Consider the following 23,645-nt stretch of genomic DNA (forward strand, 5'->3'; position numbering starts at 1 on the left):
TCCTGTTCTACCCGATGATCAATCAACCTGCAGTTCAACACCCTTGGTCTCCTTGATGAAGAAGACCGTGACGAGGGTGATCACCGCACAGAAGACGAAGTATCCAGCCGGAGCGAGAGAGTTACCGGTCAAGCTGATGAGATAGGTGGCGATGAAAGGCGCGGTGCCACCGAGGAACATGTTGGTGACGTTGTTACCCAATGCCAGACCGCTGTACCGCACAGATGCTTTCAGCATTTCGACATAGGTCACGTACGAAGCACCGTTGACAACGGAAACGCAGATGAAGAGCACTGACTGACCGACAACCGCCTGCCAGATGCCAGAACCGGCCATCATCATGAACATCGGGATTCCGAGAACCACTGCGGCGGCACTACCGGCGAACAGCACCGGCCGACGCCCGTACTTGTCTGCCATGTATCCCGAGATCGGCAACGTGATGACGCCGAGAACCAGTGCAAGAGAGGTGGAAAGGAAAGCAACGCGCGACGAATGACCGCCGGTGGTCTGCAGGTACGTCGCGGCATACACCGAGGCGATGTAGTAACCGCCGGTGATGAGTGCGCCCAGCAGGATGATCTTGACGACGCTGCCACCGGAGGTGCTGAGCAACTCACGGATGGGAAGCTTCTTGGTCTCACCCTTGTCCTGCAGTTCTTCGAACTGAGGAGTGTCTTCCATCTGGCTGCGGATCCAGATACCGATGCCACCGATCAGTAGGCTGAGCAGGAACGGGATACGCCAAGCCCATTCGAGGATCTGCTCTTGCGAGAACACCGACGTCAGGCCGAGGGCCATGAGCGAAGCTGCCAGCGAACCCAGGTAGGTGCCGGTATTGACCATCGAGGTCTGCGTCGCACGCCACCGTTTGGGAGCGGACTCGGAGACGAACGCGTTGGCGCCGCCGAGTTCACCGCCGGCCGCGAAGCCCTGCAGGCAACGAGCCAGAACCAGGATGGACGTCGCCCACACACCCAACGTGGCGTAAGTCGGCAGCAGGCCCATTCCGGCTGTCGCGAGAACCATCAGGAGGATGGTCCAGGACAGCGCGTTCTTGCGGCCGTACTTGTCGCCGATGTGGCCGAAGAAGATGCCGCCGGGCACGCGTAGGAAGAAGGCCACGGCGAATGCTGCAAAGGTACCGAGCAGTGCTGCGTTCGGGTCATGGGAAACGAAGAACAGCGCGGCGATCGTCGTGGCCATGTATCCGTAGATACCGAAGTCGTAGTACTCGACGACGGTACCGACGATGGCCGCGCGAATTACCTTCGTCGTCGACTGTCGTTCGGTTGCCACGCTGCTGCCCTCGGTGGATTCGGCTCTCGCCATGGTCTCATTCTCTGACATGTTGTTCCCTGCCTGGATTGGATACTGACTGGATTCGGTGCCGCGCAGACGTCGGACGTCAGGAGTGCGCGATGGAATGGACCGGTGCGCTCTCAGCGCTGGTCCTGGTGTAATTCGCCGCATTACGTCCCGCTACGCGGCCCATGGTCAAAGCGTTGGCAACCGCATTGCCGCCGCCCACGTATCTCAGTCCGAGGATTCCGGCGCCGGCCTCACCTGCGGCGTACAGACCCTCGATAGGTACTCCGGTGCTGCCGAGCACGGCCGCATCGGTGTTGATCTCCATTCCCGCATGCGTACAGACGAGCTCTGCCGGAAGGAGTTTCGCGGCATAGAACGGAGCTGTCGCAATAGGATCCGGATTGCCGACGGCACCCTTGTTCCGCAACGTGCGATGGCGGAGGAAGTCGTCGTCGTGACCGCTGGGCAGTTGGTCGTTCCATCGACGCAGGGTTTGCGCCAACGTCGCAACCGGAACACCCGTAGCCACTGCGAGTTCTTCGATCGTGTCCGCACGAATCGTGCCACCGGCGGCAACTTCTTCCTCGATGCGTTCGGGATTCCAATCCGCATATCCTGGAGCCAGATTCACGCGAGCGTTCTCGTCGAAGATCATCCAACCGTATCCACCCTGATGGTCGATGATGCCGGTCGAGACCGCGTACGAGCTGTCCTCGTCCATGAAACGACGGCCGTCCTGGTTGACGTAGATCCGCGACTTCGGCGGAAAGCCGGCCTGCCAGTGGTGGAATCGCTGGAAGTAGACGGTGGGCAGCATCAGACCCCAGCCGTCGCCCGCCAGGGAAGCACCGAGGTCTTCGGCAAAACGAAGATGGTCTCCGCGGCTCCCCTCGGCTGCGACGACGAACAAGGCCTCTCCGGCCTTGTTCGCGTCCGGGAAGTGGCGTTCCACCAAACCCGGATCTTGCGCGAATCCACCGGAAGCAACAACGACGGCGCCCGCAGGCACCTCGATGTCGTCGGCGACAACGCCGACAACCCGACCGTCTTCCTCGATCAGCTTCTGCACCCGTGTTCCGAAGATGACCTCGATCCCGTGCTTACGACGAGCCTTGTCCAGCACCTGAATCAGTCCGTATCCCTGATCCTTGGGCACGTGGCCGCGCCAGACGTCCTCGACGCCGGCTTGGGCGAGTCCCGGCTGGTGAGCGTTACCTGAGATCGCCGCGGGAATCTCGACGCCGAGTCCGATGAGCCATTCCAGTGTCGGACCGGCGTTTTCGCAGAATGCACGAATCAATCCGGGTGAGAGCATCCACTGGTTGAGGTCCATGTAGTGCTGGAAGAACTTCTCTGCCGAGTCGTCGACTCCGAGGCCGGCCTGCACGCTCGTTCCGGCGGCCGTGAAGATGCCGGCCGACAGCGCGGTGGATCCACCGAGTTCGGTTTCGGATTCGAACAGCAGAACGGATGCGCCTTCTTCAGCTGCCGACACCGCAGCGGCGAGACCTGCTCCGCCGCCACCGATGACAACGACGTCCCAGTGTTCGGTCATGAAAGTTCTCCAGTCTGCGCGATGATGCGGTGGTAAAGACCGTTCGACACCAACCCGCCGTCGACAGTGAGTTCCGTACCGGTGGTGTAGGTGGAACTGTTCGAGAGCAGGAACAGCACTGCTTCGGTGATCTCGTCGAGAGTTCCCATGCGTCCGAAGGGAACCGACTTCAGTGACGCGGCGACGAAGTCGTTCGCGCCGCCGAGCAGCGCCGTACCGACCAGTCCCGGGTGCACCGAGTTGACGCGAATCCCCCACTGCGCGAAGTTGCCTGCGGCCGACTTCGACAGACCGGTCAGACCCCACTTGCTCGACGAGTAAGCCGGAGAGAAGTATCCGATCTGACCGGCGATGGACGAGATGTTGACGATAGATCCGCCACCACTCTCGCGCATCAGCGGCGCCACCGCCTTCATACCGTAGAACGGGCCGAAGAGGTTGATCTTCATGGTCAGTTCCCAGATGTCGTTCGGGGTGTCCATGAATTCGAGCCGACGCGAGATGCCGGCGTTGTTGACCAGTCCGCCGAGTTCCCCACGGGTGGTGCGAATTTCGTCGACAACCCGGTCCCAGGCATCGACATCGGTGACGTCGAGAATATGAGCGGACGCCGATCCGCCTGCGGCGACGATGTCGTCGACCACGCCGGATGAATCCGAAACATCGGCAATGCAGACATGCGAACCGCGCGCGGCGAGAGTGCGCGCGTGATGCGCCCCCATCCCGGCAGCACCGCCGGTAACGAGAACGACGCCGGGATATGTCGTGGACTCAGACATGCCGCGAACCACCGTCCACCGCAATGCTGTGCCCGGTGACGTAACGCGCGCTGTCCGAGAGCAGGAACAGCAGCGGGCCGAAGACCTCTTCGGGCGAGCCCAGACGATGCAGTGGTACTGCGTCGAGTGCGTTCGCGAGCGCGATCGGATCTTCCTGGACCCACTTCGTCATCGCCGTGTCGATGTAGCCGGGTGCAATGGAGTTGACCCGAATACCCTTGTCGCCGAACTCCACTGCGAGAGACTCCGTGAGGTGCGCAACGGCAGCTTTCGACGTGCAGTATGCGCCTCTCCCCTTCCGCACGCGCAGCGCAGACACCGAAGACATGTTGACGATGGCGCCGCCGGGACCGAGGTGACGTGCCGCCGCCTGAGCACCGTAGAGCACTCCCTCGACATTGACACTCAGCGTTGCGCCGATCTGCTCCGGGGTGATCTCCTCGGCCAGCGCAAACGGGAAGATACCCGCATTGTTGATCCAGAAATCAACCCGGCCGAACTCCTTCAACGCCAACTGCGCAAGCAATTCATGCTCGTCGGGCTTGGTGACGTCGACCCGAGCTCCGACGACGCGACCCGGCTTGTCCGCCAGTGCATTCGATTCGAGGTCCGTGTTGATTCGTGCGGCCGTGGCGAGCATCTGCTCTTCGTTGATGTCGGCGCCGACGACATGTACGCCGCGCGTTGCCAGTCCTTCGGCGAACGTCGCACCCATACCCTGAGCCGCGCCGGTCACCACTGCGACCTTGCCTGCCAACTCCGGGTACACCGCCGACATCTGCGTCACAACGGTACGGCCCGGGTTCGTCTGGTCAGAGCTTTCGGTCATGATGTACTTCTCCTACTGAATATTGTTGTGCAAGAAACATTTCGGTACTTCAAGCTTGTTCGGACGCTCGGGGCGCGTCGTCGCGAGAAACGGTGCGGCGGGCGATCTTCCACTCCTCACCGACCCGAACCACGTGATCTGTGACAGTTGTCATCCGCACCAGTCGCGAGTCTCCGCCGCGAGCGGTGGCAACGATCTGCAGGTACCCGTGCACTGTGAGAGCACTCTCGTCCACCGCCTCGACGACGAGATTGGTCAGAACGTGGCGATGCACCTCGTCGGCAGCTTCCGCCGCAGCGAAGAAGCGAGCAGCAAAAGCCGCAAGGTCGTCGAAACCGACCACGGGTTCCGGATAACTGGGGGAATGAAACTCACCGCCATCGGTGAATGTCTGCGCCCAATCCTGCTGGCGCCCAGAGTCTATGCAATGACTCTGGTGGCCGTACAGCTGGTGGATTGCGGCAACGTCCTCCGTTGCCACGACGCTGTAGTTGCTCATGAAGGTTCTCTCCGAACACGCTGCGCTGCATCCACCCGAAGGTTGTGCAGCTTCGTAAAGTGTGCGATAATCGCACACACTGTGCGATATGTTCAAAGCGTAGGTGGCATACCTCACAAACGTCAAGAAAGGGATTTGATGTCAGAGCTGAGCGAGGAACACCGACCGCGCAAAAGTGCAGTTCAAGTGGACTCCAGCATGTCGAAAACGCTGCACCACGGACTCGAGATCCTGGAACTCCTGACGTCTTATCCGCACGGCTTGTCGGTCACCGACATCGCCGACGGAGTGGGAGTCCACCGAACCGTCGCACATCGGTTGATCCGCACGCTCGAGGCTCATCACCTGTGCCGCAAGGACTCCTTCAAGCGCGTCACTCTCGGCGCCGGCCTGGTCACCCTCGCCGAACCGGTGGAGCAAGATTTGCGCACTCTCGCTCGCCCGATACTTCAAGAACTTGCCGAGGCCACCGAGGCGACAGCGCACCTGGTGGTCCGCGAGAGCGATACCGAAGTGCGCGCACTGATGGTGGTCGAACCACGCAGCGCCAAGGTTCACGTCGCGTTTCATCCAGGGCAGGTCGATCCGATCGACCGCGGCTCCGCCGGGCTTTCCATCCTTGCCTCACTCCCGCCGACGAGCGGGGAACGAGAGGAAGTGACGGCGGCACGCGCACGCGGCTACGCAGTGACCGTCGGCGAGGTCATCCCGTCCGTCCTCGGAATCTCGGCAGTCATCCCCGGCAGACGCCGCGACGCCATCTCCAGCCTCGGAATCTCCGTGTTCGACTCCGAGGACCAAGCAGCGCTGGGCGCCGAGGTCATGGCAGCGGCAAAAACCCTCGGCAGCATGTTGCGCTGATCCGAACACCAGTCGAGCCCCGGGAATACCCGGGGCTCGACTTTGTTGACTCCGAATGAGATAGTTGAACAATCAACTACCTGACATCAGCTTCACGGATACAAGGAGTACGACATGCCTGCTGTGACAGTCGAGAACATCTTGGCCCTGCCCCGTCTCGACGAGCCGGCAGAGTCAGCAGTCGACCGCCCCGTCAAGAGCATCACCACCGCACCGGCCGGATACGAAGGTGAAGGCTTTCCCGTTCACCGCGCCTTCGCCGGCATCGACCTCTCCGCCCTCGATCCCTTCATCCACATGGACCAGATGGGCGAGGTCAACTACGCACCCGGAGAACCCAAAGGCACACCGTGGCACCCGCACCGCGGCTTCGAAACCGTGACCTACATGATCGACGGCATCATGGAGCACCAGGACTCCAACGGTGGCGGTGGCATTATCGGCGGCGGCGACACCCAGTGGATGACCGCGGGTGGCGGCATCCTCCACATCGAAACTCCGCCGGAGCACCTCGTCCTCAGCGGCGGCCTTTTCCACGGCGTCCAACTGTGGGTCAACCTGCCTCGCGACAACAAGATGGCATCTCCGCGGTACCAGGACATCACCGGTAACAAGGTGGCCCTGCTTTCCTCGCCGGACGGCGGAGCCTTGGTACGCGTCATCGCCGGAGACATCGCCGGCCACGCCGGACCTGGTTCGACGTACACACCGATCGCGCTCTCCCACACGACTGTGGCCCCGGGTGCGAGCCTGACGCTTCCGTGGAACCCCGAGTTCAACGCGATCGTCTACGTGCTCGCCGGCGAAGGCACGGTCGGGGCAGAGCGTCGGCCCATTCGTGTCGGACAGACAGCTGTCTTCGGACGCGGTGACTCCATCACCGTCGCCGCCTCCGATCGCCAGGATTCACGGACCGAATCTCTCGAGGTATTCATCCTCGGCGGCAAACCGATTCGTGAGCCCATCGCGATGGCCGGGCCGTTCGTCATGAACACCAAGTCCGAGGTCATGCAGGCCTTCGAGGACTTCCAGGCCGGACGCCTGGGATCCATCCCGGCGGCACACGAGACGCTGAGCTGACATGTCGTCGGTAGTCGTCCAGCGAGCTGACGAACGTGCGCATCTCAACTACGGCTGGCTCACGGCGCGTCACAGTTTCCCCTTCGCTGGAAACTTCGATCACGCCGCGTACGCGCATGGACTTCTGTTGGTGAACAACGACGACATCATCGAAGCCGACTACGGTTTCGACACTCATCAGCACCGCGACACCGAGATCGTGACGTGGGTGCTCAGCGGATCTCTGGTTCACCAGGATTCCGCTGGGCACTCCGGGGTCATCCATCGCGGACTCGCGCAGAGAATGAGCGCCGGTACCGGAATCCTGCACTCCGAGCGCAACGATCGCTTCCGGGCCGACGGCTCACGTGTCACCGAGCCCGTTCACCTCGTCCAGATGTGGATACCCCCGGACGAATCCGGAGTGACTCCGAGCTATCAGGAACTCGACATCAACTCCGAACTCGACGGCGGTGGCCTGATCACCCTGGCGTCGGGGATGCCCGCGCATCGCGACCACAGCGCGATCAGCTTGCACAACAAACATGCGGCACTGCATGTTGCTCGCCTCGAGACCGGTGGGTCGGTATCTCTCCCGGATGCGCCGTACGTGCACGGCTTCATCGCCGGTGGCACTGTCGACGTCGAGGGAGTCGGATTGCTCGGTCCGGGAGATTCGTTGCGACTCAAGGATACTGGCGGTCAACGAGTCGAGGGAATCGGCGATGCGGAGATACTCGTGTGGGAGATGCACGCGTCGACGAACTGACGACACCACCGAGTACGCCCAATGTTCGGACTACACAGCAGGTTCGTCGTAGGGTGGATGCCGGTAGTGGCGGATCCCGATTGTGGTGGATCCCGGTGGTACAGAAGGAGGAGCCATGGCATCTGGTCGAGCACAGGCCCCACGGACGACACCGCACATCGATGTGCACCGCTCCGGCGATCGCTTGAAATCCCGCGTCTCCTGGCTGGATTCGAAACATTCGTTCTCGTTCGGACAGCACTACGATCCGGACAACACTCATCACGGATTGCTGCTCGTCAACAACGACGACACCGTACTGGCGGGAACCGGTTTCGACACCCATCCGCACAAGGACATGGAAATCGTGACCTGGGTGCTTCGCGGTTCGCTCGTGCACCAGGATTCCATCGGCCACACCGGCGTCATCTATCCGGGACTCGCCCAGCGCATGAGCGCCGGTACCGGAATCATGCACAGTGAGAAGAACGATTCGTGGCGTATCGGCGGCGAACAGCATTCCGACCCCGTGCATTTCATTCAGATGTGGGTGGTACCGGACGAAGGTGGACTGACCCCCGGTTACGAACAGCTCGAGATCGACGACGAACTGCTGCGCGGCGGTCTGATCCCGGTTGCCTCCGGGATGGAGCGCTACAAGGATCATTCGGCGATTCGCATCAACAACAAGAACGCCGCCATGCATGTCGCACGCATTCTGCCGGGCACCTCCGTGAATCTTCCGGGCGCACGGTTCCTGCACGTCTTCGTCGCGCAGGGCACTGCCGAGATGGAGGGCGTCGGCACACTGTACGAGGGCGATGCTGTCCGGTTGAGCGATTCGGGTGGCCAGCAGCTGACCTCCGACGCCGGGGCCGAAGTCCTCGTCTGGGAGATGCATTCACGTATCGGTGGTTGAGACCCGGTCTCGGCAGGACTCGGCGCGCTGGAGATACTCGACAGATGAGCATCGACAACTCCGCCGCGCCCGTCAAGAAGCTTGACCCACTCAACACATTGATGGGTGTGCGCGCCGTTTCGGTCGAGCCCGGGGACCTGGCCTTCGCGCAGGCCGTCGGCGAGCGATTCCACGATCACCGTGGCAAGACCGTGCTCGGTTCCATCGGAGTCATGATCGACGGTGCCATGGGTGGCGCGGTGTACTCGGGACTGACCTCGGGCCATCAGTCCGTGCTCGCGCAGGTCACGGTCAGTGCGGGCGCCGACATCCCCGACATCGCGGACGTCGGTGCCACCGGAACACTCGTGCATCTCGACGACGGCGTCGGACTCGCATCCGGGCAACTTCGCGACGAGAACGGCACCCTTCTGGCAGTGATGGCCGGTCGCGCCATGGTGGTCTCGCGTCCCCCCGTCGTGGGAATCGACGACTACGTAGAGGGCGAGCCGCTGCCCGTCCCGACGCCGGAGAAGACAAGCAACCTGAGCGGGTTGTCCGGGTCCGACGTCGTCGAAGGAATCCGCGACGGCAAACTCGAACGCGGTCCACTCGCCGGTCTCCTCGATCTTGCTGTCGTCGACGTGACCCCGGGTTCCGTCGTCGGTGAGTTCGCACCCGTGGCCTGGATGGCCAACCCGTTGGGCGCCGTTCAGGGCGGTGTCCTCATCTCGGCAGTCGACGCCATCACTGGCCTGTCTGCCCAGACCCTGACCCGCGTCGACCAGGACTATCGCGTCCTCGACCACAAGATCGACTTCCTGCGCTCACCCGACATCGGCGGGCCGGTCTTGCGCGCCGAGGCCTCCGTGATTCGTGCCGGGCGCAGGCTCGCGCTGATCGAAACTCGCATCGTCGACGCCGGCGGACAGGTCTATGTGCGGGCCACTTCGAGCATTCAGATGCTCTCCCAGCAAGTTCACAGCGGATAACCAGTTCCGCACCAGGTCGCCCGTCCACCATTGAGACAACAGCCCACACTATGGAGGTACAGCGGCGTGAACAAAGACATCGAAGCGAGCAGGCTGCGCGTGAGCCGTCGGCGGGCTCTCGCCCTCGGCGGAACCATCAGTCTCGGCGGGCTCATCGCAGCGTGCTCCGGCAACAGTGGCACCGCCACGACGACTTCGGCTGCGGCTGCGTCGACGACAACCACTTCCGGCACCTCCGCCGCGGCCACGTCCGGTGACGCTGTCACCGCACTTCTGGCCAAAGCACCGCAGTGTGTCATGAGCAAGGAAGAGACGCAGGGTCCCTACTGGTTCGACGTCGACTCCATTCGCGGCGACATCCGCGAGGACCGTCCGGGCACCACGCTGCAGGTTGCGATGCGCGTGCAGGACAACAGCCAGTGCAACGTCGACGGCAGCATCGGCGCGGTCAGTAACGCCGTCGTCGAGATCTGGCACTGCGACGCCGGCGGCGTGTACTCCGGCTTCGAATCCGGTTCGCTGAGCGCCAACGGCGGCGGCGGTGGCGGCGGAACTCCCCCGGCCGGCGGGATGGGTGAACCTCCGTCAGGTGCACCCGGAGGCGGAATGGGCGAACCACCGTCAGGCGCCCCCGGCGGAATGGGCGGCGGCATGGGAGGGTCCGGTGAGACCTCCGACGGTTCGTACAGCGTCGGCGACACCGAAGCCACCACCACCGACGACGGTACCTATCTGCGCGGGGCGCAGACCACCGATGCAAACGGCATCGCACAGTTCACCACGATCTTCCCCGGCTGGTACATGGGCCGCACCACCCACATCCACGTCAAGGTTCACATCGACAAGAAGACGGTCCTCACGTCGCAGACCTTCTTCGACGAGACCCTTCTCGACGAGGTGTACTCGCAGTCCCCGTACAGCGAGCACACCGGTCGTGAGAACAACACGAACAACGCCAGTGACGGCATCTACGACGACACCGGCCTCATGACCGTCGAAAAGCAGTCGGACGGGTCCTACCTCGCCGTCATCAACCTGGGTATCGACGCCTGAGGTAGGAGCCCGGTCAGCTGCCGACGTATGCCGCGAGGTGCTTTCCGGTGAGTGTGGAGCCGTCGGCGACGAGCTCCTCGGGAGTGCCCTCGAAGACGATCCGACCGCCGTCGTGACCGGCACCAGGGCCGAGGTCGATGATCCAGTCTGCGTGTGCCATCACCGCTTGGTGGTGCTCGATCACGATGACTGACTTACCGGAATCGACCAGTCGATCGAGCAGGCCGAGCAACTGCTCGACGTCGGCCAGGTGCAGTCCGGTGGTCGGCTCGTCGAGGACGTACACGCCGCCCTTCTCGCCCAGGTGGGTTGCCAGCTTGATGCGCTGACGCTCACCGCCCGACAGCGTCGTCAACGGCTGGCCGATCGTGAGGTATCCGAGCCCCACGTCGACCAGTCGGACGAGGATCTTGTGCGCAGCGAGGGTCTTGGCCTCACCGTCGCCGAAGAACTCCTCGGCCTCGGCCACCGACATCGTGAGAACCTCGTTGATGTCCTTGCCACCGAATTTGTATTCGAGTACCTCGGCTTGGAAGCGCTTGCCCTCGCACTCCTCGCAGAGAGTGGCAACGCCGGCCATCATCGCCAGGTCGCTGTAGATGACGCCGTTGCCGTTGCACGTCGGGCAGGCGCCCTCGGAGTTGGCACTGAACAGCGCCGGCTTCACGCCGTTGGCCTTGGCGAATGCCTTGCGAATCGGGTCGAGCAGCCCCGTGTACGTCGCCGGGTTGCTCCGACGCGAGCCGCGGATCGCGCTCTGATCGACCGACACCACGTCTTCGCGTTTCGCGAGCGAGCCGTGGATCAGCGAACTCTTGCCCGACCCGGCGACACCGGTGACCACGACCAGGACGCCGAGCGGTACGTCGACGTCGACGTCCTGCAGGTTGTGCGCGTTCGCTCCACGAATCTCGATTGCCCCGGTGGACTCGCGAACGGTCTCCTTGATTGCGGCCCGGTCGTCGAAGTGACGGCCGGTGACGGTGTCGCTGGCACGCAAACCGTCGACGGTGCCCTCGAAGCAGACGTTTCCGCCGGCGCTACCCGCACCCGGACCGAGGTCGACGATGTGATCGGCGATCACGATCGTCTCCGGCTTGTGCTCGACCACGAGCACGGTGTTGCCCTTGTCCCGCAGGCGCAGCAGTAGGTCGTTCATCCTCGCGATGTCGTGCGGATGCAGGCCGGTGGTGGGCTCGTCGAAAACATACGTGATGTCGGTGAGCGAGGAACCCAGGTGACGAATCATCTTGGTGCGCTGAGCTTCACCGCCGGAGAGGGTTCCCGACGGCCGATCGAGACTGAGGTAGCCGAGTCCGATCTCCACGAACGAGTCGAGCGTTTCACCGAGCGTCGTGAGCAACGGCGCGACCGACGGTTCCTTCAGTCCGCTGACCCATTCCGCGAGATCGCTGATCTGCATCGAGCAGGCGTCGGCGATGTTGACGCCCTTGATCTTCGACGACCGCGCCCCCTCGCTCAGTCGCGTCCCGTCGCATTCGGGGCAGGTGGTGAACGTGATCGCCCGCTCGACGAAAGCCCGGATGTGGGGCTGCATCGCGTCGACGTCCTTGGCCAGGAACGACTTCTGAATCTGCGGAATCAGACCCGTGTACGTCAGGTTGATGCCTTCGACCTTGATCTTGGTCGGCTCTTTGTAGAGCAGATCGTTCAGTTCCTTCTTGGTGTACTTCTTGATCGGCTTGTCGGGATCGAAGAAACCGCAGCCGCGGTAGATCCGGCCGTACCAACCCTCCATGCTGTAGCCGGGGACCGTGATCGCACTCTCGTTGAGCGACTTGGTGTCGTCGTACAACGCGGTCAGATCGAAATCGTTGACCGCCCCTCGTCCCTCACACCGCGGACACATGCCGCCGGTGATCTTGAAGCTGCGACGCTCTTTCGTCTGACGTCCGCCGCGTTCCATCGTGACCGCGCCTGCTCCGGAGATCGAGGCCACGTTGAACGAAAACGCCTGAGGCGAACCGATGTGAGGCTTTCCGAGACGGCTGAACAGGATGCGGAGCATCGCGTTGGCGTCGGTGGCGGTTCCGACGGTCGAGCGCGGGTCGACTCCCATCCGCTGCTGATCGACGATGATCGCGGTGGTCAGGCCGTCGAGAACATCGACGTCCGGCCGCGCGAGCGTCGGCATGAATCCTTGAACGAAAGCGCTGTAGGTCTCGTTGATCATCCGCTGCGATTCCGCGGCGATCGTACTGAACACCAGCGAACTCTTCCCCGAACCGGAGACGCCGGTGAATACCGTCAGCCTCCGCTTCGGGATCTCGACACTGATGTCTTCGAGGTTGTTCACCCGCGCGCCTTGCACGCGGATCAAATCGTGGCTGTCTGCGGTGTGCAAGGCAGTCATCGTGTCTCCATCTGTCAGTCGATCGCCGACGGTCTCAGCGCAGTTGACGGGCTCAGCGCAGTTCTTGAATACGGATCAGGTTTCCCGCTGGGTCCCGGACGGCGCAATCGCGAACGCCGTACGGCTGCTCGGTCGGTTCCTGGACGACGTCGATGTCGCCGGCCTGAAGCCGCTCGAACGTGTCGTCCAGATCTTTGGTGGCCAGGAGAAGTCCGCCGTAGGTGCCCTTGGCCATCATCTCGATGATGGTGCGGCGCTCCTCGTCGGTGATTCCGGGATCGACGGCCGGCGGATGCAGCACGATGGAGGTGCCGGGCTGGCCGGGCGGCCCCACCGTGATCCAACGCATCCCGTCGTAGCCGACGTCGTTGCGAACCTCGAAGCCGAGCGTGTCGCGATAGAAGTTCAGGGCGGCTTCAGGGTCGTCCTGCGGAAGGAAACTCGAGTGAATGGTGATGTCCATGGCGATCACGTTAATTGCGGCTGCGCGGTCTGCGCTTCTCGATTCCTGATCGGTCTGGTGACTTGTTTGGACACGCAGGACGGCATTCCTGCCGTCGACTGCTCGGCCTCGCGCCGATAGACACTGGGCGGAACCCCCACCAATTCGGTGAACTTGCTGCTGAAAGTGCCGAGAGAGCTGCAACCGACCTCGAAGCAGACGTCCGTGACACTGAGGTCTCCGCGCCGCAGTAACGCCATCGCTCGCTCGATTCGCCTGGTCATCAGGTAGGCGTACGGCGGTTCTCCGTATGCCTGACGGAATTGGCGACTGAGATGCCCCGCAGACATGTTCACTCCCCGCGCGAGCGCCTCCACGTCCAGAGGCCGCGCGTACTCCCGGTCGATACGGTCTCGCACACGTCGTAGTCGCGCGAGGTCCTGCAGGTGCGGATCTGCGGCAGGTCTGCTGGTCACGTATTCGATCGTGCCATGCCATACCGACGTTGCCCAGCACAAGAGATGAACTCGGCGTGGAGCGATCGCGCACACACCGAGTAGTTCGTCATGATCGTGTAAGGATGGAGAAATGACCACGGCTCATCGCTCAGGCATCGACCTCACCCACCTCGACGGCGACACACGGGCGCAGGACGATCTGTTCGTCCACGTCAACGGAAAATGGCTCGCCGAATACGAGATTCCGGCAGACCGCGCAGTCGACGGGGCCTTCCGGACGCTCTACGACAAGGCCGAAGAAGACGTACAGACCATCATCACCGAAGCCGCGGAGTCCAACTCGGCCGCCGGTACCGATGCACAGCGCATCGGCGACCTGTACTCGAGCTTCATGGACGCCGACGCCGTGGAGGCCGCAGGCCTCGGCCCCATCGACGACGAGCTCGACGCCGTCGCCGATGCGCCGGACCGGTCGTCGCTGGCCACCGTGATCGGACGCCACCAGCGCGTCGGCGTCGGCGGTGCCATCTCGCATTACGTCGACACCGATGCCAAGAACTCCGAGCGGTACCTGATCCACTTCAGCCAGTCGGGAATCAGCCTCCCCGACGAGTCGTACTACCGCGAGGACAACTACGCGGAGATCCGCGAGAAGTACGTCGCGCACATCGACAAGATGTTCACCCTCGCCGGCGTCGGCTACGACGCCCAGCGTGTGTTCGAGCTCGAGAAGAAGATCGCGGCCGGGCATTGGGACGTCGTCAAGCGTCGTGACGCAGATTTGAGTTACAACCTGGTGGGCTTCGAGGAACTGACCGAGCAGAACCCCGGTTTGGACTGGGCGGCATGGCTGTCCGGTCTCGGCGCCGATTCGGAGAAGTTCGCCGAGATCGTGGTCCGCCAGCCCGAATTCCTGCACACCTTCACCGCACTCTGGGCGTCGGAGTCACTGGACGACTGGAAGGCATGGGCGGCGTGGAAGGTGCTTCATGCCCGCTCCCCTTACCTGCATTCGGCCCTGGTCGACGAGACTTTCGCTTTCTACGGCACCACACTGTCCGGGACCGAAGAGAACCGTGAGCGCTGGAAGCGCGGGGTGAGCCTGGTCCAGGATCTGCTCGGCGAGGCCGTCGGCAAGCTCTACGTCGATCGACACTTCCCCGCAGAGGCGAAGACCCGCATGCTGGAACTGGTCGCAAACCTGCAGGAGGCGTACCGCCGCAACATCTCCGACCTCGAGTGGATGAGCCCGCAGACTCGTGAGGCTGCATTGGCCAAGCTCGAGAAGTTCACCCCGAAGATCGGTTACCCCGACAAGTGGCGCGACTACGCCGGACTCGAGATCTCGGCAACCGACCTGGTGGGCAACTACCGTCGCGGATACGCCGCCGAGTACGACCGTGACCTGGCCAAGCTGGGCGGCCCCGTCGACCGTGACGAGTGGTTCATGACACCGCAGACCGTCAACGCCTACTACAACCCGGGCATGAACGAAATCGTCTTCCCCGCAGCCATTCTCCAGCCGCCGTTCTTCGACGCGGCAGCCGACGACGCTGCCAACTACGGCGGCATCGGCGCCGTCATCGGCCACGAGATCGGTCACGGATTCGACGATCAGGGCGCCAAGTACGACGGCGACGGCAACATGGTCGACTGGTGGACCGACGAGGACCGCAGCGAATTCGGCAAGCGCACAAAGGCTCTCATCGAGCAGTACAACGAGTTCGAGCCCAAGGAACTGCCGGGCCACCACGTCAACGGCGAGTTCACGATCGGCGAGAACATCGGCGACCTCGGCGGGCTGTCGATCGCGATCGCGGCGTACAAGATCGCGACCGAAGGTACCGAACCTCCGGTCATCGACGGACTCACCGGCTTGCAGCGCGCGTTCTTCGGGTGGGCGCAGGTATGGCGCACGAAGGCCCGTGAGGCCGAAGCGCTTCGCCGTCTCGCCGTCGACCCGCACTCGCCGCCGGAGTTCCGGTGCAACGGCGTCGTCCGCAACCTCGACACGTTCCACGAGGAGTTCGACGTCAAGCCCGGTGACGCACTGTATTTGGAGCCGGAGAAGCGTGTGAAGATCTGGTAGCAGGGGCAAGCCCCTGTGCGCGCTTAGGGACCCCCTGGACTCCCTGAGCGCGCACGGGGCCGAAGGCCTACCGGGCGTACATGATCACCCCGACGCCGACCAGACAGATCAGCGCACCGGCGATGTCGAAACGATCCGGGCGGAATTCGTCCATCACCACCGCCCACAGCAGTGAACCTGCGACGAAGATCCCGCCGTACGCGGCGAGGATGCGCCCGAAGTTCGCATCGGGTTGCATGGTGGCGACCAGACCGTAGAGGCCGAGCGAGATGACGCCGAGCCCCACCCAGATCCATCCCTTGTGCTCGCGAATTCCCTGCCACACCAACCACGCGCCCCCGATTTCGAGCAGCGCGGCGAGTACGAACAGCAACAGCGAACGTGCGACGGTCATGCCGCACACAGTATCGCTACAGACGTACTCCGGTCTCCGCGGAAAAGAAGTACACCTCGCCGGCCTTGGGCAGCAGATGAAGCGACTCCCCCGGTGCCACCGACATCTTCCGGTCGACGCGAATGACGATTCGACCGGATCGGCTCTGCCACTGCGAATCCGGGGCACCCTTTGCATAGACGAACGATTCGGCTCCCAACTCTTCGAGCAGATCGGCATCCACGGCCAGCGAGCCCTTTCGCCACGCTCCCACCAGATCCCACGATTCCGGGCGCACTCCCACGACGACCCGCTCCCGCTCGGACGCCCCGGTGGGCAGCGGAATCCGCAGATCACCGAGCACTGCGACGGTTCCCTCGACCGGCGCTTCGATCAGGTTCATGCCGGGCGATCCGATGAAGGCGGCCACAAAGGTGTTGACGGGGTTGTCGTAGAGTTCGCGCGGCTTCGCCACCTGCTGCAAGCGACCGTCCAGCATCACCGCCACTCGGTCCCCCATCGTCATCGCCTCGACCTGATCGTGGGTGACGTAGACCGTCGTGGTGCCGAGTCGACGCTGTAGGGCGGCGATCTGCGACCGTGTGCTGACGCGCAGTTTGGCGTCCAGATTACTGAGTGGTTCGTCCATGCAGAACACCTTGGGATGGCGAACGATGGCTCTACCCATGGCAACTCGCTGACGTTGCCCGCCCGACAGCTTTGCCGGTTTCCGTCCGAGCAAGGGTTCGAGTTCGAGCATCCGCGCGGCCTCGAGTACCCGCTCCCGGCGCTCCGTCTTTCCCACTCCGGCATTCTGGAGCGCGAAGCCCATGTTCTGCTCGACGGTCATGTTCGGGTACAGCGCGTAACTCTGAAACACCATGGCGACGTCACGTGCTCGCGGAGCGAGGTGCGTGACGTCCGTGCCGCCGATCTCGATCCGACCGTCCGACGCGGACTCGAGACCGGCGAGCATTCGCAGGCTGGTGGACTTACCGCAACCGGAAGGTCCTACGAGTACCAGGAACTCACCGTCGGCGATGTCGAGGTCGAGACGGTCGACTGCCGGTCGATCAGTTCCTTCGTAGCGGTGCGTGACTCCCGCGAATTGCACGTTGGCCATGAGTGTTCTCTCCTACTACTTCGGCAGCTTGGGGGTGATCTGCCGGTCGATGATCTGCTGCAACTGCGTGGCAACGCCGGCGAATGTCGATGCGACGTCGGCCTTCTGGAGAGCGATCTGCTCGAGTCCGGTGCCGATGATCTGATCCCCACCCGGGACGAACACGCGTGCGTAGTCCTGCGAGCGCGTACGCGAGAGCTGATCCACAGCGGTACGGGAGTTGGGGTTCGCGTCGAGGAACGCCTTCATGCTCGGCTCCGAGGTTGCCGACTTGCGGACCGGCATGTAGCCGACGTTCTGCGAGAAGTACGCCGTGTTCTCACCATTGGTGATGAAGTCGATGAACTTGAGCGCGTTCTTCTTACGCTGATCGGAGATCTTGGACGGGATGGCAAGCCCGGCACCGCCGGTGGGGCAACCGGGAGTTCCGTCCACTGCCGGGAGGAAAGCGGTGCCGAAGTCGAAGTTGGCAGTCTTCTTGATGCCGGACAGATCGCCCGTCGACGCGATGGTCGACGCCAGAATGCCGGTACCGAATTCGTTCGCGATGTCAGTGGAGACCGCGGCGTACTTCTTGTCGTGAATCATGCTGGAGAGGAACTGCCCTGCGGCAATGGTCTTCTCGTTGTCGAGCTGCAGATTCCACTGGTCGGAGTACGAGCCGCCGAACGTCCAGATTGGGCCTTCGTAGGTCCAGCCGAGGTAATCCTTCGCGTTGCCCCACCCGTGTGCCAACTTGCCGTTGCCCACGACCTTCTGCAGCTCGGGTCCCCACTCGTCGAACTCCTGCCATGTCGCCGGCCCACGGTCGGGAAGACCTGCCTGCGACCAGACCGCCTTGTTGTAGTAGAACAACGGCGTCGACCGCGCGTAGGGAAGCGCATAGTGCTTGCCCTGGAACAGGTAGTCGGCGAGCAGTGAATCGACGTAGTCGGCCGAGTCGACCCCCACCTCGGAGAAGAGTCCGTCGAGCGGCTCGATTGCCCCGGCCAGTGCATAGTTGAACCACCAGACATCCGACAGCACAACCACATCGGGCACATCTCCACCGGAGAGGGCAGCGTTGAACTTCTGTGCCACCTCTTCGTAGTTCTTGCCGCCGTCCACCAAGTTGACCTTCAGGTCCGGGTACTTGGTCTGGAAGCGGTTGATCAGTTCCTTCTCCACGTCGGTGGACTTACCCGGATGGTTCGACCAGAAGGTGATGGTGTTGGAATCACCCGACGCACCGGATGTTCCCGCAGCATCAGCGCTCGACCCGCCGGATCCCGCGCACGCGGTCAGTGCGGCGCCGGCGGCGATTGCACCGCCGAGGCTCAAGAATCCGCGCCTGTTCATGTTTGCCATTACTGCTCCTCGAGAAAGAAATGTGACGGGAAAGCTGTCAGCCCTTGACCGCACCGGAGGTGAGGCCCTTGATCATGTGTCTTTGCAGCAGAAGGAAAATCACCAGGATCGGTAGCATCGTCAGCACCGTTCCTGCCATGACCGGACCCCAGTTGGTAAGTCCGTCGTTGTTCTGCAGTTGGGTCAATCCGATCGGCAGCGGCGCCACCGAGGAATCGTCGGACATGAGGAACGGCCACAGGTACTCGTTCCATTCGTTGACCACCGTGATGATGCCGAACGCCACCATCGTGGGTCCGGAAACGGGGAGCACCACGCGCCAGAGCAACCGCCAGTGGCCGGCTCCGTCCATCCGCGCCGCCTCGACGATCTCCGAAGGGATCGAGAGGAAGTGGTTGCGCATGAGGAACGTACCGAAGGCTACACCCGCGAGCGGAACTATGATGCCCTGGAACGTGTTACGCCAGCCCCACTCTGCCACGAGCGCGTAATTCGAGATCACGGTGATCTGGTTCGGAACCATCAATGCGGCGATGATTCCGAGAAAGACGAAGTTCTTCCCCGGGAAGCGCAGGAAAACAAGCCCATAGGCGCTGAGAGTCCCCAGAACGAACTTCGCCGCCGACAGAATCGTCGTGATCACTATCGAGTTCCGCAAGAACATCCAGAACGGGACCGATGTGGTTGCTTCCGAATAGTTTTCGGGATGCAGCGACGACGGCCACCACGTTGCCGGCTGCGTGTAGATCTCCGGGCGCTCCTTGAACGAGGTCATCACGATCCAGTAGAGCGGCAGGACGATGATGACCAACGCGATCACCATTGCCGCATAGCCGAGGATCTTCACACCGACCTCACGCCGGTCCACGTTCTTGCGGTCCGGGCCGGGCCGAACGACGGAAGTCGTAGCAGCGCTTTTCTTTTCCTCTACCGCTGTCATTTCTCTTCTCCCCGATCCATGGCACGAACCTGGTAGACGGTGATGATCAGCAGGATCAGGAACATGATGGTGGCAACCGTCGCACCGTAGCCCGCCCGGAAGTTTCGGAACGTCTCGTTGTACACCTGGTAGACCATCGTTGTCGTCCCTGTCCCCAGCGGACCACCTCGGGTCATGACGTTGATGATGTCGAAGACCTGGAGCGAGTTGAGCATGACGGTGATGGAGAGGAAGAACGTCGTCGGGCGCAACTGAGGTAGGAGCACCCGGCGGAACTTGGTCCACGGCTTGGCGCCGTCGATTTCGGCAGCTTCGTTCAGCTCTTGCCGAACTCCTTGCAGTGCAGCGAGATAGATGACAAACGTGTACCCGAGGTTCTTCCACATGTATGTCACCGTCACCATGAACAGCGCCCAGTGGGGATCCTGATAGAAGTCGGGCGATTGGAGTCCGACACGGTGCAGGAGATCCTGGATCAGGCCGAAGTTGGGGTCGAAGACGAACTGAAACGCGACACCGATCGCTGCACCGGAGATGACGAACGGAGCGAAGATGGCCGACCGGACCAGGTTTCGCCCGACGAGCTTGCGATCGAGCAGCATGGCCAACGCCAAACCGATGACCATCGAACCCACCACTGTGACCAATGTGAATACCACTGTGTTGGTGACGATCTGCCAGGTGTCGCTTCGTCCGAACCACTCGCGGTAATTGCTCAGCCCGATGAACGTCGCCTTCGGGTCCGCAATGTTCCAGTCGAAGAACGAAAGTCGGATGTTGTCCACCAGCGGGCGATAGGTGAACAAGATCAGCAACGCGAGATTGGGACCTACCAAGAGCGCGAACAGCGCGTAATCACGCCATGGTCTGCCCCACAGACCTGGCTTGCCTGATGTGGGCAGCGTTCTTTCCGGACTCGATCTCACTGAGGCAGTCTGACCGCCCGCAACGAATGAATGGTGAACGTACAAGACACTCGAGCTGAACGCGACACGAAAAAGGCCCTGCGCGAATACTTCTCGCGCAGGGCCTTCCTCGTCGATGTCTAGCGGTTCCAGTCGCCCAATCCGTCGGCGCCGCTGAGGACTCCACCTGCGGTGTTCTGCACGATCACCGGGTCACCCTTGCCTGCGTTCTCGAAGAACCACTTGGCGTCCTCGGTGCTGACATTTAGGCAGCCGTGGCTGACGTTGGTGAAACCTTGTTGCGCAACCGACCACGGAGCGGCATGGACGAAGATGCCACTGTAGGAAATTCGTGTCGCGTACTCGACGTAGGTGCGGTAACCCTCGGGAGAATCGATCGGGACGCCGTACGTGGACGAATCCATGTACATGTCGCGCAACTGCTCACCGACGATGTACGTGCCGTTCGGTGTTTCGTGACCCGGCTTGCCGAACGACGTCGGCATGGTGCGCACGACCTCACCGTTGCGGGTGACGGTGACCTGCTTGGTGTTGTCGTCCGCGACGGTGACGAGTGCGTCACCGATGTTGAACGTGGAGTGCGAATCACCGGCGTCGACGGTCACGGAGATGTTCGCCGGCCAGAACTGTGTCGGCTTCCAACGGACCTGGCTGTCGTTGATCCAGTAGAAGCTGCCCTCGACCGGCGGATCGGTGGTCACGCGAATCGCGCGTTCGGCCGTAGCACGGTCGCCGACGGCCTCGTTGAATCGAATGATGATCGGTTGCGCGATACCGACGGTCTCGCCCGCGGACGGATTGAGCGACGGCGCGGAGAAGTTGGGGACGCCGATGGGAGCCTGAATCGGTGTACCCGGGATGCCCGGAACCGGAATCGCCGGATCGAGGTACGGAACGCCGGGAATGACGGGCAACGGAATGTCGGGTCCACCGGGGAAGAGAGGAACAGCCGCGGAGGGTCCGGCCAGAGCCAGGCCGGCGGCCACTGCTCCGACGATTGCCACGGCAACCCGTGACGTCCGACGACCCTGTTTGCTGCCCATGTCACTACCTTCGCTCGACTGACCACGTACTCACGTGGATCGTGCGCGGCCGGCATCGATACCCGCCTGGTACCGATGCCGATGCACCATTCGGACGCACCCGCTCGGAGCACACCTACACACCCGAGCACGCCGAAGAGAGCAAACCGCACATTTCCATAGTCATTAACACACAAAAGCGGCAATCGAGCAATTCGGATGTTCGCCCAAACGTTGCTATCCCTCGCTCCGGGCAGCCGCCAACATGGATTCGATGGAGATGAGTTTGGTTCGCGGCCGTCCGGTTGCGGCACCGGATGCGCGTTCTGCCTTGTCGATCCGCTGCCAACCTTGATAGTCCACCTGATCCGGCGACCGGTCTGCCAACAAAACCTGCAACTTGTCGGCATCCTCGGTCGGGGTGGCGAGGCGCCCACCAGCGAAGTCGTCGAAGATCATCGACACGGTCTCGGCGGAGCAGTACTTGTTGGTGCCGATCACGCCAGTCGGTCCGCGCTTGATCCAACCCGCGACGTAGACACCCGGGATCGGCGTGCCGGTCTCGGTGTCGATTACTCTGCCGTTCTCGTTGGGGATCACGCCGCGAGCGTCGTCGAAGGGCAAGTCGGCCATCGGTGTGCCGCGGTATCCGACCGACCGAAGCACCAGTGAAGTGTCGATCGTCTCCTCGGTTTCGGTAGGCCGGGCGGAGAGCTGACCGGTCGGCGTTGCCACCAATTCGTTTTTCACGATCCGCACCTGTGAGACTGCACCGTCGCCGAGGACCTCGACGGGAGAGGTGAGGAACCGGAGAACGATCCGCTTGCGAGAAGGATCTGCGGTACGCGAAGCAAATTCCTGCGCCTGCTTGACCTTGAGCAGGACGGACGGCTCGGCGGCATCGCTGTCCACGAACGCCTGACTGGCCTCGTCGAGTTCGGCTTCGATCGGGTCGACGACTACGTCCACGTTCGCCATCTGTCCGAGCGCCAACAGTTCGGGATTGGTGTACGCGGCCTGCGCCGGCCCACGACGCCCGAGAATGACCACCTCACGAATCTTGCTGTTCCGCAGCGCTTCCAATGCGTGCTCGGCGAGGTCCGTCTTCGCAAGCTGGTCAGGGTCGGTCACCAGGATGCGTGCGACGTCGAGTGCGACGTTGCCGTTTCCGACGATCACCGCTCGCTCGCCAGACAGATCGAAAGTCCGATCGGCATATCCCGGGTGGCCGTTGTACCAGGCGACGAACTCGGTGGCGGCGTGACTTCCCGGCAGATCCTCGCCCGGGATCTCGAGCTTGCGATCCCCGGCAGCACCCACCGCGTAGATCACTGCGTGGTGATGGTCCAAGAGTTCCGAATGCGAGATGTGGGTGCCCACCTCGACGTTGAAGTGGCAGCGCACAGTCTTCTTCGCGACGACGGCGCGGAACTGATCGGTGACCCCCTTGGTTCCGGGATGGTCTGGCGCCACGCCGGCGCGCACCAAACCGTAGGGAGTGGGAAGTCGATCGAACATGTCGACCTCGACGCGAGGCTTGCCGGTCAGTTCCATCGCCGCGTAGCAGGCGGCCGGGCCGGAGCCGACGATCGCTACTTTCAGCGTTCCCAGTTCGGGATCGATCTTGGCCATCGTGATCGGCTCGGGCCAATCCGGGCCCATCGGATGCTTCTCGAAGTACGACGCGTTCATCTGCAGGTACGGCGCGTCGTCCTCGTCGAGTTCGTTGTCCGGGAAGATCGCCTCGACCGGGCATTCGTCCACACACGCACCACAATCGATGCAGGTGTCGGGATCGATGTAGAGCATTTCGGTGGTCGCGAACGGGGCTTCGTCCGGTGTCGGGTGAATGCAATTGACCGGACACACGTCAACACACGAGGCGTCGTTGCAGCACGGCTGCGTGATCACATACGCCATGACATTCCCCTATCCCTGAAACACGAAGCTCGAACTGGTTCCCAGAC

The 23,645-nt window shown here is 62.6% G+C and carries 22 protein-coding genes; 7 read left to right on the forward strand and 15 right to left on the reverse strand.

Translation table 11 applies throughout. The annotated features are described in order from the left end of the window. Positions 1-18: 18 nt before the first annotated feature. The 5 genes from ACVZUB_RS24460 to ACVZUB_RS24480 form a co-directional block, all read right to left on the reverse strand. Positions 19-1,332, reverse strand: a complete 1,314-nt coding sequence (locus tag ACVZUB_RS24460) for an MFS transporter (protein ID WP_007731424.1) — start codon at positions 1,330-1,332, stop codon at positions 19-21. Positions 1,333-1,408: 76 nt separating this feature from the next. After that, positions 1,409-2,866, reverse strand: a complete 1,458-nt coding sequence (locus tag ACVZUB_RS24465) for an FAD-dependent oxidoreductase (RefSeq protein ID WP_482627844.1) — start codon at positions 2,864-2,866, stop codon at positions 1,409-1,411. Then, a complete protein-coding gene (locus ACVZUB_RS24470; RefSeq protein WP_482627845.1) occupies positions 2,863-3,645 on the reverse strand; it encodes an SDR family NAD(P)-dependent oxidoreductase in 783 nt (260 codons plus the stop codon). The genes ACVZUB_RS24465 and ACVZUB_RS24470 overlap by 4 nt, the downstream gene beginning before the upstream one ends. Continuing rightward, positions 3,638-4,474, reverse strand: a complete 837-nt coding sequence (locus ACVZUB_RS24475) for an SDR family NAD(P)-dependent oxidoreductase (RefSeq protein WP_007731420.1) — start codon at positions 4,472-4,474, stop codon at positions 3,638-3,640. The genes ACVZUB_RS24470 and ACVZUB_RS24475 overlap by 8 nt, the downstream gene beginning before the upstream one ends. Positions 4,475-4,523: 49 nt before the next feature. Continuing rightward, the gene (locus tag ACVZUB_RS24480; protein WP_007731417.1) at positions 4,524-4,973 is read right to left on the reverse strand and encodes a nuclear transport factor 2 family protein; all 450 of its coding nucleotides are present in this window, start codon (positions 4,971-4,973) and stop codon (positions 4,524-4,526) included. 138 nt (positions 4,974-5,111) lie between these two features. On the opposite strand from ACVZUB_RS24480, the gene ACVZUB_RS24485 reads away from it, so the two are divergent. The 6 genes from ACVZUB_RS24485 to ACVZUB_RS24510 all read left to right on the forward strand — a co-directional run bounded on the left by ACVZUB_RS24485 (position 5,112) and on the right by ACVZUB_RS24510 (position 10,584). Then, positions 5,112-5,834: an IclR family transcriptional regulator gene (locus ACVZUB_RS24485; protein ID WP_003939719.1), complete on the forward strand. Its 723-nt coding sequence runs from the start codon at positions 5,112-5,114 to the stop codon at positions 5,832-5,834. A gap of 114 nt (positions 5,835-5,948) precedes the next feature. After that, positions 5,949-6,914, forward strand: coding sequence for a pirin family protein (locus ACVZUB_RS24490; protein WP_482627846.1), 966 nt, complete (start codon positions 5,949-5,951; stop codon positions 6,912-6,914). Between the two features lies 1 nt (position 6,915). Next, positions 6,916-7,662: a pirin family protein gene (locus ACVZUB_RS24495; RefSeq protein ID WP_003939960.1), complete on the forward strand. Its 747-nt coding sequence runs from the start codon at positions 6,916-6,918 to the stop codon at positions 7,660-7,662. 115 nt (positions 7,663-7,777) lie between these two features. Continuing rightward, entirely contained in the window at positions 7,778-8,560 is a 783-nt protein-coding gene (locus tag ACVZUB_RS24500) for a pirin family protein (RefSeq protein WP_003940511.1), read from the forward strand. 44 nt (positions 8,561-8,604) lie between these two features. Further along, entirely contained in the window at positions 8,605-9,531 is a 927-nt protein-coding gene (locus ACVZUB_RS24505; RefSeq protein WP_064443751.1) for a PaaI family thioesterase, read from the forward strand. 66 nt (positions 9,532-9,597) lie between these two features. Then, positions 9,598-10,584 carry a peptidase associated/transthyretin-like domain-containing protein gene (locus ACVZUB_RS24510; protein WP_042452745.1) on the forward strand — a complete coding sequence of 329 codons (987 nt, stop codon included), beginning with the start codon at positions 9,598-9,600 and terminating at the stop codon, positions 10,582-10,584. A gap of 13 nt (positions 10,585-10,597) precedes the next feature. Here the strand turns inward: ACVZUB_RS24510 and ACVZUB_RS24515 are convergent, their stop codons facing one another. From ACVZUB_RS24515 to ACVZUB_RS24525, 3 genes are read right to left on the reverse strand one after another with little or no spacing between them, the layout of a single operon-like run. Continuing rightward, the gene (locus ACVZUB_RS24515) at positions 10,598-12,958 is read right to left on the reverse strand and encodes an ATP-binding cassette domain-containing protein (protein WP_063315807.1); all 2,361 of its coding nucleotides are present in this window, start codon (positions 12,956-12,958) and stop codon (positions 10,598-10,600) included. Between the two features lie 52 nt (positions 12,959-13,010). After that, complete coding sequence (locus ACVZUB_RS24520) at positions 13,011-13,421, reverse strand: VOC family protein (protein ID WP_003940539.1); 411 nt, start codon at positions 13,419-13,421, stop codon at positions 13,011-13,013. A 5-nt stretch (positions 13,422-13,426) separates the two neighbouring features. Then, positions 13,427-13,876: a helix-turn-helix transcriptional regulator gene (locus tag ACVZUB_RS24525; protein ID WP_030535180.1), complete on the reverse strand. Its 450-nt coding sequence runs from the start codon at positions 13,874-13,876 to the stop codon at positions 13,427-13,429. 112 nt (positions 13,877-13,988) lie between these two features. Here ACVZUB_RS24525 and ACVZUB_RS24530 point away from each other — a divergent pair, with 112 nt between their 5' ends. Next, positions 13,989-15,947: a M13 family metallopeptidase gene (locus ACVZUB_RS24530; RefSeq protein WP_283568745.1), complete on the forward strand. Its 1,959-nt coding sequence runs from the start codon at positions 13,989-13,991 to the stop codon at positions 15,945-15,947. Positions 15,948-16,014: 67 nt separating this feature from the next. Here the strand turns inward: ACVZUB_RS24530 and ACVZUB_RS24535 are convergent, their stop codons facing one another. From ACVZUB_RS24535 to ACVZUB_RS24565, 7 genes are all read right to left on the reverse strand, one after another. Then, positions 16,015-16,341 (reverse strand): YnfA family protein, encoded by a 327-nt coding sequence (locus ACVZUB_RS24535; RefSeq protein ID WP_482627847.1) that lies wholly within the window; start codon positions 16,339-16,341, stop codon positions 16,015-16,017. Positions 16,342-16,357: 16 nt separating this feature from the next. Continuing rightward, the gene (locus tag ACVZUB_RS24540; protein ID WP_007731405.1) at positions 16,358-17,443 is read right to left on the reverse strand and encodes an ABC transporter ATP-binding protein; all 1,086 of its coding nucleotides are present in this window, start codon (positions 17,441-17,443) and stop codon (positions 16,358-16,360) included. Between the two features lie 15 nt (positions 17,444-17,458). Beyond that, positions 17,459-18,790, reverse strand: a complete 1,332-nt coding sequence (locus ACVZUB_RS24545; protein ID WP_003940485.1) for an ABC transporter substrate-binding protein — start codon at positions 18,788-18,790, stop codon at positions 17,459-17,461. Positions 18,791-18,827: 37 nt separating this feature from the next. Next, positions 18,828-19,730, reverse strand: a complete 903-nt coding sequence (locus ACVZUB_RS24550; protein ID WP_042452747.1) for a carbohydrate ABC transporter permease — start codon at positions 19,728-19,730, stop codon at positions 18,828-18,830. After that, positions 19,727-20,701: a carbohydrate ABC transporter permease gene (locus ACVZUB_RS24555; protein ID WP_003940557.1), complete on the reverse strand. Its 975-nt coding sequence runs from the start codon at positions 20,699-20,701 to the stop codon at positions 19,727-19,729. Before ACVZUB_RS24555 ends, ACVZUB_RS24550 begins: the two co-directional genes overlap by 4 nt. A gap of 74 nt (positions 20,702-20,775) precedes the next feature. Further along, positions 20,776-21,699, reverse strand: a complete 924-nt coding sequence (locus ACVZUB_RS24560) for a L,D-transpeptidase (protein WP_007731397.1) — start codon at positions 21,697-21,699, stop codon at positions 20,776-20,778. 216 nt (positions 21,700-21,915) lie between these two features. After that, positions 21,916-23,598, reverse strand: coding sequence for an FAD-dependent oxidoreductase (locus ACVZUB_RS24565; protein ID WP_007731395.1), 1,683 nt, complete (start codon positions 23,596-23,598; stop codon positions 21,916-21,918). Positions 23,599-23,645: the final 47 nt, after the last annotated feature.

It is taken from the genome of Rhodococcus sp. OS5, assembly GCF_056837585.1.